This window comes from Pseudomonas sp. S07E 245 (assembly GCF_019599025.1).
In the GTDB taxonomy this organism is placed as follows: domain Bacteria; phylum Pseudomonadota; class Gammaproteobacteria; order Pseudomonadales; family Pseudomonadaceae; genus Aquipseudomonas; species Aquipseudomonas shirazensis.
In genome coordinates, this window is record NZ_CP080625.1 from 2,797,024 (window position 1) to 2,810,778 (window position 13,755).

General features: G+C 63.1%; 16 protein-coding genes. 8 read left to right on the plus strand and 8 right to left on the minus strand.

Going from position 1 to position 13,755, the window contains the following annotated elements; translation table 11 throughout:
• Positions 1-21: 21 nt before the first annotated feature.
• Together K3F44_RS12895 and K3F44_RS12900 are read right to left on the minus strand one after the other, a co-directional pair.
• On the minus strand, positions 22-2,097 hold the full coding sequence (locus K3F44_RS12895; protein WP_220632375.1) for an LTA synthase family protein: 2,076 nt from the start codon (positions 2,095-2,097) through the stop codon (positions 22-24).
• Between the two features lie 188 nt (positions 2,098-2,285).
• Positions 2,286-2,477: a PLDc N-terminal domain-containing protein gene (locus K3F44_RS12900; RefSeq protein WP_101321588.1), complete on the minus strand. Its 192-nt coding sequence runs from the start codon at positions 2,475-2,477 to the stop codon at positions 2,286-2,288.
• A gap of 124 nt (positions 2,478-2,601) precedes the next feature.
• Between K3F44_RS12900 and K3F44_RS12905 the strand changes: the two genes are divergently transcribed.
• Positions 2,602-3,552: a ZIP family metal transporter gene (locus tag K3F44_RS12905; protein WP_101321589.1), complete on the plus strand. Its 951-nt coding sequence runs from the start codon at positions 2,602-2,604 to the stop codon at positions 3,550-3,552.
• A gap of 21 nt (positions 3,553-3,573) precedes the next feature.
• On the opposite strand, the gene K3F44_RS12910 is transcribed toward K3F44_RS12905, so the two are convergent.
• Positions 3,574-4,104, minus strand: a complete 531-nt coding sequence (locus tag K3F44_RS12910; RefSeq protein WP_101321590.1) for a hypothetical protein — start codon at positions 4,102-4,104, stop codon at positions 3,574-3,576.
• Positions 4,105-4,163: 59 nt separating this feature from the next.
• On the minus strand, positions 4,164-4,685 hold the full coding sequence (locus K3F44_RS12915) for an ankyrin repeat domain-containing protein (protein WP_101321591.1): 522 nt from the start codon (positions 4,683-4,685) through the stop codon (positions 4,164-4,166).
• A 270-nt stretch (positions 4,686-4,955) separates the two neighbouring features.
• Between K3F44_RS12915 and K3F44_RS12920 the strand changes: the two genes are divergently transcribed.
• Positions 4,956-5,228, plus strand: a complete 273-nt coding sequence (locus K3F44_RS12920) for a DUF3509 domain-containing protein (protein ID WP_101321592.1) — start codon at positions 4,956-4,958, stop codon at positions 5,226-5,228.
• Positions 5,229-5,331: 103 nt separating this feature from the next.
• Here K3F44_RS12920 and K3F44_RS12925 read toward each other — a convergent pair whose 3' ends face one another.
• From K3F44_RS12925 to aroC, 3 genes are all read right to left on the minus strand, one after another.
• On the minus strand, positions 5,332-5,868 hold the full coding sequence (locus K3F44_RS12925) for an oxidase (RefSeq protein WP_220632376.1): 537 nt from the start codon (positions 5,866-5,868) through the stop codon (positions 5,332-5,334).
• Positions 5,868-7,022 (minus strand): MFS transporter, encoded by a 1,155-nt coding sequence (locus tag K3F44_RS12930; RefSeq protein WP_101321594.1) that lies wholly within the window; start codon positions 7,020-7,022, stop codon positions 5,868-5,870. Before K3F44_RS12930 ends, K3F44_RS12925 begins: the two co-directional genes overlap by 1 nt.
• A 63-nt stretch (positions 7,023-7,085) precedes the next feature.
• Positions 7,086-8,177, minus strand: a complete 1,092-nt coding sequence (aroC, locus tag K3F44_RS12935; RefSeq protein ID WP_150570105.1) for a chorismate synthase — start codon at positions 8,175-8,177, stop codon at positions 7,086-7,088.
• A gap of 157 nt (positions 8,178-8,334) precedes the next feature.
• Between aroC and K3F44_RS12940 the strand changes: the two genes are divergently transcribed.
• Both K3F44_RS12940 and K3F44_RS12945 read left to right on the plus strand, forming a co-directional pair.
• Entirely contained in the window at positions 8,335-9,294 is a 960-nt protein-coding gene (locus tag K3F44_RS12940; RefSeq protein WP_150570104.1) for an alpha/beta hydrolase, read from the plus strand.
• A gap of 90 nt (positions 9,295-9,384) precedes the next feature.
• Positions 9,385-10,170: a hypothetical protein gene (locus K3F44_RS12945; RefSeq protein ID WP_101321597.1), complete on the plus strand. Its 786-nt coding sequence runs from the start codon at positions 9,385-9,387 to the stop codon at positions 10,168-10,170.
• 134 nt (positions 10,171-10,304) lie between these two features.
• Here K3F44_RS12945 and prmB read toward each other — a convergent pair whose 3' ends face one another.
• Entirely contained in the window at positions 10,305-11,213 is a 909-nt protein-coding gene (prmB, locus tag K3F44_RS12950) for a 50S ribosomal protein L3 N(5)-glutamine methyltransferase (protein WP_101321598.1), read from the minus strand.
• 178 nt (positions 11,214-11,391) lie between these two features.
• Here prmB and K3F44_RS12955 point away from each other — a divergent pair, with 178 nt between their 5' ends.
• From K3F44_RS12955 to folE, 4 genes are all read left to right on the plus strand, one after another.
• A complete protein-coding gene (locus K3F44_RS12955) occupies positions 11,392-11,982 on the plus strand; it encodes a cysteine hydrolase family protein (RefSeq protein WP_101321599.1) in 591 nt (196 codons plus the stop codon).
• Between the two features lie 82 nt (positions 11,983-12,064).
• Positions 12,065-12,385 (plus strand): hypothetical protein, encoded by a 321-nt coding sequence (locus tag K3F44_RS12960; protein WP_101321600.1) that lies wholly within the window; start codon positions 12,065-12,067, stop codon positions 12,383-12,385.
• A 188-nt stretch (positions 12,386-12,573) separates the two neighbouring features.
• Positions 12,574-13,134, plus strand: coding sequence for a Smr/MutS family protein (locus tag K3F44_RS12965; RefSeq protein ID WP_101321601.1), 561 nt, complete (start codon positions 12,574-12,576; stop codon positions 13,132-13,134).
• Positions 13,135-13,204: 70 nt separating this feature from the next.
• Complete coding sequence (gene folE / locus K3F44_RS12970) at positions 13,205-13,750, plus strand: GTP cyclohydrolase I FolE (protein WP_101321602.1); 546 nt, start codon at positions 13,205-13,207, stop codon at positions 13,748-13,750.
• Positions 13,751-13,755 lie beyond the last annotated feature (5 nt).

The window sequence follows — 13,755 nt, forward strand, 5'->3', positions numbered from 1 at the left end:
TTCACGGTGCCTCAGCGCGCCCTATTTGGGCGTGCCGTGGACCACGCCTGCGGTGTTGTCGAGCAGGCTCTTGGTAGCGGTCTGGATGTAGGCTTCGAGGTTTTTCAGCAGTTCGGGCTGATCCGGGCTTTCGATCAGTTCGGCCTTGAACTCGCGGCCCAGCTGGTAGCGGTACATGCGCGGCGTCATGTCCTTGGACTCGATCAAAATCCGGTCGCCCTTGACCAGGCCGACGATCTGCTCGCTACCCGATGGCTTGATCATGCCCATGCCCTGGTCGCCTTCCGGCAGGTTGAGCAGGTCACGGCCCCAGCACTGATGACGGGTCTGACCACCCAGGCGGCCCATGATGGTCGGCACGATGTCGACCTGGGTGCCGACGGTGTGGTCGACCGCGCCGAACTTCTCCTGGATGCCCGGACCGATCAACAGCAGCGGCACGTTGAAGCGGCCCAGATCGAGCTCGGTGACCTGTTGATGGTTACCAAAGCCGTGGTCGCCAACGATGACGAACAGGGTCTCCTTGAAGTACGGCTCTTTACGCGCCTTCTCGAAGAACTGGCCCAGCGCCCAGTCGGAATAACGCATGGCGGTCAGGTGCTCGTCGAGACGGCCCTGGCCGGTCACAGGCTCAACCGGCAGGTCTTTGGGCAGCGCGTACGGCGTGTGGTTGGAAAGCGTCTGTAGCAAGGCGTAGAACGGTTTCTTGCCGTAGTTTTTTGCCAGCTCTTCGGCACCACGGTCGAACATGTCCTGGTCGGACACACCCCAGGTTGGATCGGAGAACACCGGATTGACGAAGTCGTTACGGCCGATAAAGGTGGTCATGCCCTGGTTGCCGAAGAAACCGGACTGGTTGTCCCAGGCAAAGTCGCCGTTGTAGACGTACACATCGTCGTAGTCGCGGGCACTGAGCAGTGCCGGCAGGCCAGACAGTTTGTGGCCACCCTCAGGGGTCTGCATCAGGTATTCGAAGCCCGGCAGGTTGGGGAAGCACGCCATGGTGGCAAACATGCCCTGATGGGTATGGGTGCCGTTGGAGAAGAAGCGGTCGAACAGCAGACCCTCCTTGGCCAGCTTGTCGAAGTACGGCGTGATGTTGTTGGGGCTGCCCAGCGCGCCCACCGAGTGACCGGCAAAGCTCTCCATCAGGATCACCACGACGTTCTTGATCGGCAGGGTGCGCTCGGCTGGCGGTACGAAATCACGACGGATCGCAGCTTCGTCGGCATCGACCAGGGTGTCGTGCGGCGTCAGCAGCAGGTCACGCACAGTTTGCTGTGCCACTTGCTGATCGAGCACCGGCTTCCAGACATTGGCGCGATCTTCGCCGAAGCGGCTCTTGGCAGCGTCGATCAGGGTCAGGGTGCCATTGAGGCCCAGCTGGTTGATGAAGTTGGAGTCGGTGGTGAAGGCGTCGCCCCAGCGCATTGGCGGGCCTTGGCGCAGGGTGCCACGGGCGGCAATCACGGCAATCAGCAGGATCACCATGAATACGGCCAGGCGGTAATACCAGGCCACAGGCGGGCGCGGGTTGCCGTGGAGCGCGCCGCTGGCAGGCCGGGTCAGCCGATCGATGCCTTTGAACAACAGGCTCAGCAGCCAGGTGCCGATCACCCAGGCGAGCAGATAGCGCACCACCGGGAAGCCGTACCAGAGCATGCTCAGGACGGTTTTCGGGTCTTCCTTGACGTACTGGAACACCAGGCCGTTGAGGCGCTGGTGGAACTCGCGATAGAAGTCCAGCTCCATCAGGCCAAGGAACATGACCACGCTCGAGGCGATCGTCAGCCACACGCGGAATACACCACGCGCTGCCATCGCGGCCGGGCTGAGGATCGCCAGCAGCAGCGGGATGCTCAGGTACACCACCACCCGCAGGTCGAAGCGCAGGCCATTGAGGAAGCCCTCGGCAACCGTGGAATACGGCGTATCGCCGATCATGTCGCTGTTGTAGACCAGCAGGCCAAGGCGTACCAGGCTGAGCATCAGCATGATGACCAGGCCGCAGAGCAAGGTGTAGGCCAGGTGCGATTGCAGGGTTGGCGCGGAACGAACCGGCACGGCCCGTTGTTTCAAGGCATCCGTGTTAGCCATGAATGGGGAGATCCTAGGAGTTTGCGGGAAGGCGACAGCGCCCATAAGCCCTGCCAGCGGTCGTGGCGATAGGGCAAACGCGGCATTGTGCGGCGCGGATTCTGGTTAATCCAGTGTGAAAATTGTGTCACGAAGCAGCGACTGCGCAGTCAGCCCCGCGCTGACACGGGGCTGAATGCCGCCAAGGGTCAGACGCGCACGTTGCCGCGCGGTCCGGCGATGGCCCAGATGATCAGGCCCACTACCGGCAGCACCAGAATCAGCAGGATCCAGAGCAATTTACTGCCCGTGGACCCGCCGCTTTTGACCACGTTGATGATCGCCCAGATATCCAAGGCAAGAATGATCAGGCCGATCAGGCCATTGAATGTAGATCCCATGCAGGTACTCCCCATAAAGTCATGTCCGGTGAGCATAGTCGCCTATCACGTCGATAGAAGGGAATCCTTGGCGAGCAGGCGCGGTCACTGCTTAGACTGCTTCATCCATTGCCCAGAGGTTCGCATGCCCCCCGCTCACACCGACAGCGCCGTCGACAGCCCGACCGTTTCCCGCCTGTTCAGTAGTCTGCGCCAGCATGCGCAGGCGTCGCCGTGGCTGAGCTTCGGCCTGGGGGTGGCCTTGCTGGCCATCCTCGGCTTGCTCGGCGCCAGCATGTGGAATGCGGTCAATGGCGATCACTCGGAGAACCTGCACCTGGCCGTCCTAGGTGGCCTCGCCGGCTTTGGCGCGACGGCGCTGGGTGCGGTATTGGCGGTGGTGCTGCGCGATGTCAGCTCGCGTAGCCAGGATGTGATGCTCGGCTTTGCCGCCGGCATGATGCTCGCGGCCAGTTCGTTCTCGTTGATTCTGCCGGGGCTGGAAGCAGCCCGGGAAATTACCGGCAACGGCGCAGCAGCAGCACTGACCGTGGTGGTCGGCATGGGCCTGGGCGTGTTGCTGATGCTCGGCCTGGACCGCTTCACCCCGCATGAGCACGAAACCGTCGGCCGGCAAGGGCCGGAGGCCGAGCGGATAAATCGGGTGTGGCTGTTCGTGCTGGCGATCACCCTGCACAACCTGCCCGAGGGCATGGCCATCGGCGTCAGTTTCACCAATGGCGACATGGCTGTCGGCCTGCCGCTGACCAGCGCCATTGCCATTCAGGATATCCCCGAAGGCCTGGCAGTCGCCCTGGCCCTGCGCGCGACCGGGCTGTCGAACTTCAAAGCGGCGCTGGTTGCTGTCGGCTCGGGCTTGATGGAACCGCTAGGCGCGGTGATCGGCCTGGGCATCTCTACCGGCTTTGCCCTGGCCTACCCGATCAGCATGGGCCTGGCGGCTGGCGCGATGATCTTTGTGGTGTCCCACGAAGTGATCCCCGAAACCCACCGCAATGGCCACCAGACTTCGGCAACGCTGGGCTTGATGGGCGGCTTTGCGGTGATGATGTTTCTCGATACCGCGCTGGGCTAACCCCGGCGCGCGATCCCCGGCTCAGACGTGGACGGCGACCTTCAAGGCTTCCAGTGCCGGCTCGACCTTGATATTCAGTTGCTGGCCCAGCTCCAGCACCCGCGCCAGGTCATGCTGGCCAACCATGACCATCTGCAGCTCCTCGTCCAGTAACTGGCTGAAGTTGAGCAGTACATAGCCGCCGGCTTCCTTGTTCAAGGCAGCCATCTGCACCTGAATGCGGTTGAGCGCAGTCAGCGCCTCGGTCTTGGCCAGTTGCTTGGGCTTGAGGTTGAGGGCGACGCTGCTGTCGAACGACTCGCTGATCGCCTGGAACAACTCCTGATAGCTGTCACCGATGAACACCACCGTCTCCGGCAAGCTGCCGAGCACGATCCACTCGCCCAGCGGCATCGGGTAGCTGTCGTCGTAGTTGATATCTGGGTTGGCAGCGAGGAATGCGGCGGGGTCGGCGTAGGCCTGAGCGGCCTCGTCGGCAATGCGCTCGATCTCGTCATCGGGCATGCAGCCGGCACCGATGAGGCTGATGAATTCGCGCAGTTGGTCTTTCATGTGGGGGCTCTGCAAGGTGAAAAATGTCACCAAGGATAGCCGCAAACGCCCCCTGAGGGTTAGCCGGCGAGCGCCTGCAAGCGTGCTGCGGTGTCGGCCGCACCCATGGTCTGCGCTGCTGCCAGGGCGTTGGCACCGCGCACATCCTGGCGTACCGGGTCTGCGCCCTTGGCCAGCAGGAACTCAAGAATTTCGCTGCGGTTGAACATTGCCGCCAGCATCAACGCCGTACGCCCGTCGGCAGCGGCGGCATCCACCGGTACCCCATGCTCGATCAGCAGCTCGATCATCGGCAGGTCACCCTTGAACGCCGCGCCAGCAATCGGCAACTGGCCGTTGTCGTTGGCAATCAGCGGATCGGCGCCGTGCTCGAGCAGCACGCGCACGGCCTGATGATGGCCGTGGTAGCTGGCAAGCATCAGCAGGGTATCGCCCTTGTGGTTACGCAGGTTGACCGGCAGGCCGCTGTCGAGCAGGCGCCCTAACATGTCGGCGTCGCCACGGCGGGCGCGGTCGAACACCTCGTCGGCAAATGCGGCTGCTTCATCGTCATTCATGGTGGCGGGCTGTTGGTCGGACATCTGTAACCTCCTGGAAAAATGGATGGCCCAAGTGTTGGTGAGGCACTGCCAGTGGGTCAAAGGTTCAGATTCTATGGGGGCAAGAGGCTGCGGCTATGACCTTGCAAAATGCACTGTGCAAATTGCATGACCTTGCACACTGCACGAGGCGCAAAATCAATAATAGGTTCAAGCTGCTGATTTTAAAGGGTTTTTTTACATGGCAAAAGCTGGCACGGTCACTGCAACCATCAACTCAACGTCTGCACACACATTCAGCCAGGAGTTGATATGGACCTTATTCAGCAAAAATTCGCCTCGGTCTTTTCCGCCTACTCGGTCAACACTCAGCCACGCCCTGACGGCGGTATCCTGCTGACCCTGCGTGCTGCCGATGGCAAAGTTACCCGCCGTGTACTGACCTACGGTCAAATGCACAGTGCCGAGCAGCTGTCGTGGGCCATCAGCGCTATCCGCCGCGACCTGGCTGAACAAGCCAGCGAACTGCCGATGATCAACATGCTGCAAAGCCAGCAGCGCTTTGCACTGCCGACTTATCGCTAAGCAAAAAGCACCTGCGCGAAGCTGATCCTGCACAGCCTGTTCAGGCCTTACAGGAGCAGCCTTGCAGCGCTGGCGAGGGCGCAATCCTCGCCAGCACTATCCTTCAGAGTTCGTCCATCCCCAAAAATTCCCTTGCTTCCGGATCCCCGGTGAATTGTGCTTGCACACCTTGCTGATCGCGGAACAATCGCGCCGCCAGGCAAAACGGCGAGTTACCCAGATCAATCCAGCGTCGCGTCTGTGCCGGCACGTGCAACACATCGCCCTTCTCACATACCACCGCAAAAACAAATTCGCCTAGACGCAGAGCCATTTGAGCACGTCCGCTGATTACGGCGAACAGCCCGTCGCTGCTGTGCACATGCTCGTCGCGCAGGTCGATCTGCGACTCGATGGCACCTGCCTGATTGAGCAGGCTGACCGCGCTGAAACCGTTGGCGGTCAGCAACTGATCGAGCGGCTCACGCCAGGCATCGAGCACCTGATCATCCGGCGTACCCGGACGAATACGTACATCTGCAGGTTGCCGGGCAAAATGCACGCCGTGCTCGGCCAAGGTGGCGGCGATGTCGTCGTGGTGGGTCAGAACCTTGTTCGGCTGGCCGGGGCTGGACGGGTGGAAAACACTGAGGATGCTCATCAGGGGCTGTTCCTGCTATCGGTCATTCGAGTGGCAATGATACCGGCTGCGGCAAAGGCTGCGACGCTGGCCATACCAAAGGTGAAGTTGGGGCCCAGCAGGTTCCAGCTGTAGCCCGCATACAACGCGCCAAGCGCGCCGCCAGTGCCGGACAGCGCCGCATACAGCGCCTGGCCCTGGCCTTGCTGGCGGGCGCCGAAGCTGGCCTGGACGAAGGCGATCGAGGCGGCATGGAAGCAGCCGAAGGTGGCCGCGTGGAGCAACTGCGAAACGATCAGCACGCCAGCATGGTCGGCCAGACTACCTAACAGCAGCCAGCGCAAGCCCGCCAGAACAAAGCTGACCAGCAGCACCTGGCGCACCGAGAAGCGCGCGAACAGTCGGCTCATGGCCATGAACATCAACACTTCCGCAACAACCCCGAGTGCCCACAGCAAACCGATGCTGCCGCGGCTGTAACCCAGATGCTCCAGGTGCAGGGTGAGGAAGGTGTAGTACGGGCCGTGGCTGAGCTGCATCAACGCCACGCACAGGTAAAAGGCAATCACCCCTGGCGCCAGCAGCTGGCGGCCGAAGCCCCCTGCCCTGCTGCGTTCGGCGTTCTCCACCGGCTGGGCATTAGGCACCCACAGGCTGGCGCCGAAAATCCCGGCCATGATCGCCACCAGCGCCAGCGGGTAGATATCCAGGCTCAGCCATTCGAACAACTGGCCCAGTCCCACCACCGCCAGAATAAAGCCGATCGAGCCCCACAGCCGCACCTGGCTGTAGCGCGAGGTCTGGCCATGTAGGTGGGCCAGCGTAATCACCTCGAACTGCGGCAGTACCGCGTGCCAGAAGAACGCATGCAGGGCCATCACCAGCGCCAGCCAGGCGTAGCTCTTGCCGAAGAAGATCAACGAGAAACTGGCCAGGGTCGCCAGCGCGCCGAGGCGCACGATCAACAGCCGCTGACCGCTGCGATCACCCAGCCAACCCCACAGGTTGGGCGCCACGCAGCGCATCAGCATGGGGATCGCGACCAACTCGCCGATCCGCGCCGGAGAAAATCCCAGATGATCGAAATACAGCGCCAGAAACGGCGCAGTAGAGCCGAGCAATGCGAAGTAACAGAGGTAGAAACTGGACAGGCGCCAGTACGGGATGGGCGGCATGGGCGGGGTCGTCATGTACTGCCGTTGGCGGCCCGCACGCAGGCCGCCCGTGGCGAGCGAAATTTACAGCTGGCGCAGGACCGGCGTCGTTACCTGCACATTGGCGTTTTGCGCGCGGTGGCGCAGCAGATGGTCCATCAGCACCAGGGCCATCATCGCCTCGGCGATCGGCGTGGCGCGGATGCCAACGCACGGGTCATGGCGACCCTTGGTGATGACCTCCACCGGATTGCCATGGATATCGATCGACCGGCCTGGGGTGGTGATGCTCGAGGTCGGCTTCAAGGCCAGGTGGGCGACAATCGGCTGGCCCGAGGAGATCCCGCCGAGAATGCCGCCGGCATTGTTGCTGAGGAAGCCTTGCGGGGTCAGCTCGTCACGGTGCTCGGTGCCGCGCTGGGCGACGCTGGCAAAGCCGGCGCCGATTTCCACGCCTTTGACCGCGTTGATGCTCATCAGCGCGTGGGCAAGTTCGGCATCGAGGCGATCGAAGATCGGCTCGCCCAGGCCAGGCATGACGCCTTCGGCAACCACGGTGATCTTGGCCCCGACCGAGTCCTGGTCGCGGCGCAGCTGGTCCATGTAGGCCTCGAGCTCCGGTACCTTGTCCGGGTCGGGGCTGAAGAAGGCGTTGTCTTCGACGCTGTCCCAGGTCTTGAACGGGATTTCGATCGGGCCGAGCTGGCTCATGTAGCCACGCACGGTGATGCCAAGGCCGGCCAGGTATTTCTTGGCGATGGCACCTGCCGCTACACGCATGGCCGTTTCGCGGGCCGAGCTGCGCCCGCCACCACGGTAATCACGCTCACCGTATTTGTGGTGATAGGTGTAGTCAGCGTGGGCCGGGCGGAACAGGTCCTTGATCGCCGAGTAGTCCTTGGACTTCTGGTCAGTGTTGCGGATCAGCAGGCCGATCGAGCAGCCGGTGGTGCGCCCTTCGAACACGCCGGAGAGGATTTCGACTTCGTCCGGCTCCTGGCGCTGGGTGGTGTGACGGCTGGTGCCAGGCTTGCGCCGGTCGAGGTCGCGCTGCAGGTCGGCCTGGGAAATTTCCAGACCTGGCGGACACCCATCGACAATGGCGACCAACGCCGGGCCATGGCTTTCGCCAGCGGTGGTAACAGTGAACAGCTTGCCGTAGGTATTGCCGGACATGGACGCTCCGCGAAATCAGCCTGAATGGGGTGCAGCGGGCAGTATACGGAAAGCAGCCGCCTTGCGACGAGTCTGCGGGCTGATTTGTTGCCTGCAGCCGCCAGAACCTTCGTCAGAGCGCTGGGTCAAACCGTCAACTCACTACGAAGCCCTGCCCATGCTGCGCCTCACCGCCCTGCTCGTGCTGCTGTGCAGCACCCTCGCCAATGCCGCCGCCCCGACCGTTCTGCAACGCCCGATCGAACTCGATACTGGCCATGGCGTGCTGTACGGCAGCCTGCTGTTGCCACAACAGGACACCCCGCCGCCGGTGGTGCTGATCATTGCCGGCTCCGGGCCGACCGACCGCGATGGCAACAACCCGGCGGGCGGGCGCATCGACAACCTCAAGCGGCTGGCCTTGCTGCTGGCCGGCGAACACATCGCCAGCGTGCGCTTCGACAAGCGTGGCGTGGCCGCCAGCCAGCCGGCGACTCCAGACGAACGCAACCTCAGCGTCGAGGCATATGTGGCCGATACCGTGGCCTGGGCGCACGAGCTCAAGGCCGACCCGCGCTTCGGCCCGCTGATTCTGCTCGGCCACAGCGAGGGCGCGCTGATTGCCACCCTGGCCGCTGAGCAAGCCGGCGCCAGCGCCGTGATCAGCCTGTCCGGCAGCGGGCGACCGGTGGCCGAGGTCATCCGTGAGCAACTGGCCCAGCGCCTGGGGCCGGCGCAACTGGCCCAGGGCACCGCATTGCTCGACAGCCTGCAGGCCGGGCAGACCAGCCTCAACGTACCGGTGCCACTGCGCCAGGTATTCCGCCCGACCGTGCAGCCGTACTTGATCTCGCTGCTGCGTCAGGACCCGGCCGCAGCGTTCGCCCAACTCAAGGTGCCGGCGCTGATCATCCAGGGCCGCAACGACGTGCAGGTGGATGTGGCCGACGCCGAGCTGCTCAAGGCGGCCAAGCCCGATGCGCAACTGGTGTTGATCGATGGCATGAACCACACCCTGCGCATCAGCCCGCGGGACATCAGTGGCCAGCGGGAAACCTACCAGAATCCAGAGCTGCCGCTGGCGCGCGAACTTGGCCAGCGGATCGTCGCTTTTATCCGGCAATTGCCACCAGCCTGAGTAGATCGCCCTCAGGTCTTGCCTGCGCCTGCCGATAAGCAGGCATTGGCCCGCGTTTGACTGGCCGACCCCGATTCGAGGACGACCGTGATGACCGATGCCCCAGCCGCCGAAGCGACCGCAGAGCCGCAAGCCCCGGAGAGCGCCCCGCTGCCTTGGGCGGATCTGGCCGCCGAGCACTTCCAGTTGCTGCGCTTGGCACCATTGCCCACCGACCGCCACACCGGCCCGCGGCCGCTGCGTTTCGTGCAGTTTGGCTATGCCGAGCGCCACAGCAAAGAGCACAGCCTGCTGCGCATGCAGATCACCCTGCCGGGACAAAAGGTGCGCAAAGAGCAGAATCAGCTCGACATCCGCGTCGATCACCAGCTGCAACGGGTGTCGATTGGCAGCGAAAACGGGCTGCAGATGGAGCCGCTCAACCGCGGCCTGGGCCGGTTTCTGTTCGCCCAGGCGGTGCAGTGGCTGCAGGCCAACTGGTCGCATTACCAGATCGAGACGGTGGCACTGCCAAACAAGGACGCACTCAACGAAGACACCCGCCTGCGCCGCGATAATGTGCTGCGCTGCGTCGGTGTTGAAGTCGAGTACGTAGAAGGGCAACTGCTCAAAGGGCGCACGCCCGCGCTTGCCGTCAGCCAGCTCAAGGGCGGCTGGAACACCGAGAAAGTCCAGCGGGTGGACATCCTCGAATCGGCCGGCATGCTGCAACAGGCCGAGCAGACCTTGCTGGAGAAAGAAGCTCAGATCCGCGAGCGGGATGAACGCGTGGCCAAGTACCGTCGCGAAGACGGCGGGCTGCGCTTCACCATCACCTGTCTGGTGGCCTTTGCGGTGTTCCAGGCAGGCCTGCTGATCTGGATCGCTACACGCTGATCGGCTAGCCAGGCGGGGCCGCTTTGCGGCCCTTCGCGGGCAAGCCCGCTCCCACAGGTTACGGCGGCGCTGCAAAATCCTGTGGGAGTGGGCTTGCCCGCGAAGGGCCGCAAAGCGGCCCCAAAACAATCAACTCAGACCCGCGCCTGGAACAGCTCCTGGTGCTGACGGCACTGCTCGGCAGTCAGCATGAACACGCCATGGCCGCCCCGCTCGAACTCAAGCCAGGTGAAATCAACCTCGGGGTACAGCGCCTCGACGTGGACCTGGCTGTTGCCCACTTCGACAATCAGCAAGCCCTTGTCGGTCAGGTGCTCGGCCGCTTCGGCGAGCATGCGCCGCACCAGGTCCAGGCCATCGTTGCCGCAGGCCAGGCCCAACTCAGGCTCGTGGTGATATTCAGCCGGCATGTCGGCGAAGTCTTCGGCATCGACATACGGCGGGTTGGACAGGATCAGGTCGAAGCGCTGCCCCGGCAGACCGGCGAAACCATCGCCCTGCACGGTGAACACCCGCTGATCGAGGCCATGCCGCTCGATGTTCTGGTTGGCCACTTCGAGAGCGTCGAAGGACAGGTCGGCCAGCACCACCTCGGCCTCGGGGAACACGTCAGCCGCGACGATACCAATGCAGCCAGAGCCGGTGCACAGGTCGAGAATGCGCGCAGGCTCCTGCGCCAGCCATGGCTCGAAGCGCTTTTCCAGCAGCTCGCCAATCGGCGAACGCGGCACCAGCACGCGCTCATCGACAATGAACGACATACCACAGAACCACGCTTCGCCGAGCAGGTAAGCGGTCGGCACGCGGTCTTCGATGCGGCGCTTGAGCAGGTGCAGCAGGCGCACGCGCTCATCGTCTTCCAGGCGGCAGTCGAGGTAGCTGTCGGCGATTTCCCACGGTAGATGCACCGAGCCCAGCACCAGCAGGCGGGCTTCGTCCCAGGCATTGTCGGCACCGTGGCCGAAGAACAGCTCGTTCTCGTGGAAGCGGCTGACCGCCCAGCGAATATGGTCGCGCAGAGTGCGCAGGCGTGAAGTGATCACGGGGGACTCCTTTTCAGACAGCCTGAAAGTCTAACAGGCCCACCCGCTGAAATGTTCCACCAACGCCCTGCCGGTGGGACAGATGCCAGTAATTGCATCGCTTGCAATGTCAACCATTCCCATTGGTCGCCAAGCAGGGGACAATAGCCCGACAAAAGCCCTGCTCAAGGAGCCCTTGATGTCTGTTCCAACCACGATGTTCCGCCTCAGCGGCCGCGACTATCCGCCGGCCAAGCTGGGCAACGCCAGCCTGATCATCATCGATGCGCAGAAGGAGTACCTCAGTGGTCCCCTGCAACTGTCGGGCATGGACGAGGCCGTGGCCAACATCGCCAGGTTGCTCGACGCGGCGCGCAAGGCTGGCCGGCCGATCATCCATGTGCGCCACCTGGGCACCGTTGGCGGCCTGTTCGATCCACAAGGCCCGCGCGGCGAGTTCATCGAAGGCTTGGAGCCACGCGGTGACGAGATCGTCATCGAAAAGCGCATGCCCAATGCCTTCAAGAACACCTCGCTGCACGAAACCCTGCAGAACAAGGGCCATCTGGACCTGATCGTGTGCGGCTTCATGAGCCATTCCAGCGTCAGCACCACGGTGCGCCGCGCCAAGGACTATGGTTATCGTTGCACGCTGGTCGAAGATGCCTCCGCCACGCGCGATCTGGCGTTCAAGGACACGGTCATTCCAGCGGCACAGATTCACCAGGGCGAAATGGCCGTGATGGCCGACAACTTTGCCTGTGTTGCACCGACTGCCAGCCTGGTCTGAGCACGGTTAGGCGCCTGCCGGGCGGGCGGAACCGGGTGACTGCAGGTGGGTCGAATGGCCGATAGCGCAGAGGAAATCCGCAATGAAGCTTTCTGACAGTTTCGACGCCAAGCGCCTGCGCTCGCGCCCGCCGCGCAACTGGACGGCGCGGTTGGGCGCTGGCCTGTCTGTGCTGATCGCGACCTTGGGCATCCTGTTGATGATGGCCGGGTTTGCCGGTTTGCTGGGCAACTATGCAGCGCTGGCGGATTTGAATGCCAACCGGCCGCTGGCAGCGACCGTGCTGGGTGGCGGCGTGTTGTTGCTGTGGCTGGGGGTTTGGTTGTGGCGGCGCAGCCGGATTAGGTTGCGCCGTGGCCGTGAATTGAACATTGCCCCGCACTTGATGAAGAAGCACGACTGACGTTCCTCGGGGCCGCTTTGCGCCCCTTTCGCGACACAAGGCCGCTCCTACAGCGACCGCGTCAGGCTGGGTGGACGCGGCCCCTGTAGGAGCGGCCTCGTGTCGCGAAAGACCAGCAAAGCTGGCCCCTGCTGCCTCCCGCTGATCCGCAGACTCGCGTAAACTCCCCGGCCCACGTGGAGGCCTGCATGCAAGACGATGACTTTTCCCTGTTCCATGCCGAAGTGCGCGGCGTAAAGCCGATCAAGCATGACCGCGCCGAGGTCGGCAAAGCCAAGCCTGACCGCAAGCAGCTGGCCGGCCTGCGCCAGTCCGCCACGGTACGCAGTGATCAGCCGCTGGTGGTTGACGGCATGTCTGACCAGTTCGTCATCGACGTAGCCGCCGAAGACGAGCTGTCATGGCGCCGCGATGGCGTGCAGGAAAGCCAGCTGCGCAAGCTCAAGCTCGGCCAGATCGCCTTTGAAGGCAGCATCGACTTGCACGGCATGAGCGTCGAGAAAGCCCGCGAGATCCTCTGGGCGTTTCTCGCCGAAGCCACCAAGCTGGAAGTGCGCTGCGTGCGTGTGACCCACGGCAAGGCGGCGCGCCTGGACGGCAAGCGGCCGATGATCAAGAGTCACGTCAATACCTGGCTGCGCCAACACCCCCAGGTACTCGGCTTCACCTCATGCCAGGCGCGCCACGGCGGCACTGGCGCGGTATACGTGATTCTGAAACGAACCATGCTCGACGGCCGCGACGAATAACGCCGCGCTTGCAGCGCCGTCGTTGCCGCCGTACCCTTGCGTATTTGCGTTTACTCCCACAGGTAGATCCATGTCCCTGGAACAGAACTACACCGAGATCCTCAGCCAGATTGGCGAGGACGTCTCCCGCGAAGGCCTGCTCGACACGCCAAAGCGGGCCGCAAAGGCCATGCAGTACCTTTGCCGCGGTTATCAACAGACCCTGGAAGAGGTCACCAACGGCGCGCTGTTCACCTCCGACAACAGCGAGATGGTGTTGGTGCGGGACATCGAGCTGTATTCGATGTGTGAACACCACATGCTGCCGTTCATTGGCAAGGCGCATGTAGCCTACCTGCCCAAGGGTAAAGTGATCGGCCTGTCCAAGGTCGCGCGGATCGTCGACATGTACGCCCGCCGCCTGCAGATCCAGGAAAACCTCAGCCGCCAGATCGCCGAGGCGATCGAGAAGGTCACTGGCGCTGCCGGCGTGGCCGTGGTTATCGAGGCCAAGCACATGTGCATGATGATGCGCGGCGTCGAAAAGCAGAATTCGAGCATGATCACTTCGGTGATGCTCGGTGAGTTCCGCGCCAATGCCGCGACTCGCAGCGAGTTTCTCAGCCTGATCAAGTGATCGGC

Excerpts from the sequence above, each read along its gene's own strand:
- K3F44_RS12895 (WP_220632375.1), bottom strand. The coding sequence starts at position 2,097 with ATGGCTAACACGGATGCCTTGAAACAACGGGCCGTGCCGGTTCGTTCC.
- K3F44_RS12900 (WP_101321588.1), bottom strand. The coding sequence starts at position 2,477 with ATGGGATCTACATTCAATGGCCTGATCGGCCTGATCATTCTTGCCTTG.
- K3F44_RS12905 (WP_101321589.1), top strand. The coding sequence starts at position 2,602 with ATGCCCCCCGCTCACACCGACAGCGCCGTCGACAGCCCGACCGTTTCC.
- K3F44_RS12910 (WP_101321590.1), bottom strand. The coding sequence starts at position 4,104 with ATGAAAGACCAACTGCGCGAATTCATCAGCCTCATCGGTGCCGGCTGC.
- K3F44_RS12915 (WP_101321591.1), bottom strand. The coding sequence starts at position 4,685 with ATGTCCGACCAACAGCCCGCCACCATGAATGACGATGAAGCAGCCGCA.
- K3F44_RS12920 (WP_101321592.1), top strand. The coding sequence starts at position 4,956 with ATGGACCTTATTCAGCAAAAATTCGCCTCGGTCTTTTCCGCCTACTCG.
- K3F44_RS12925 (WP_220632376.1), bottom strand. The coding sequence starts at position 5,868 with ATGAGCATCCTCAGTGTTTTCCACCCGTCCAGCCCCGGCCAGCCGAAC.
- K3F44_RS12930 (WP_101321594.1), bottom strand. The coding sequence starts at position 7,022 with ATGCCGCCCATCCCGTACTGGCGCCTGTCCAGTTTCTACCTCTGTTAC.
- aroC (WP_150570105.1), bottom strand. The coding sequence starts at position 8,177 with ATGTCCGGCAATACCTACGGCAAGCTGTTCACTGTTACCACCGCTGGC.
- K3F44_RS12940 (WP_150570104.1), top strand. The coding sequence starts at position 8,335 with ATGCTGCGCCTCACCGCCCTGCTCGTGCTGCTGTGCAGCACCCTCGCC.
- K3F44_RS12945 (WP_101321597.1), top strand. The coding sequence starts at position 9,385 with ATGACCGATGCCCCAGCCGCCGAAGCGACCGCAGAGCCGCAAGCCCCG.
- K3F44_RS12955 (WP_101321599.1), top strand. The coding sequence starts at position 11,392 with ATGTCTGTTCCAACCACGATGTTCCGCCTCAGCGGCCGCGACTATCCG.
- K3F44_RS12960 (WP_101321600.1), top strand. The coding sequence starts at position 12,065 with ATGAAGCTTTCTGACAGTTTCGACGCCAAGCGCCTGCGCTCGCGCCCG.
- K3F44_RS12965 (WP_101321601.1), top strand. The coding sequence starts at position 12,574 with ATGCAAGACGATGACTTTTCCCTGTTCCATGCCGAAGTGCGCGGCGTA.
- folE (WP_101321602.1), top strand. The coding sequence starts at position 13,205 with ATGTCCCTGGAACAGAACTACACCGAGATCCTCAGCCAGATTGGCGAG.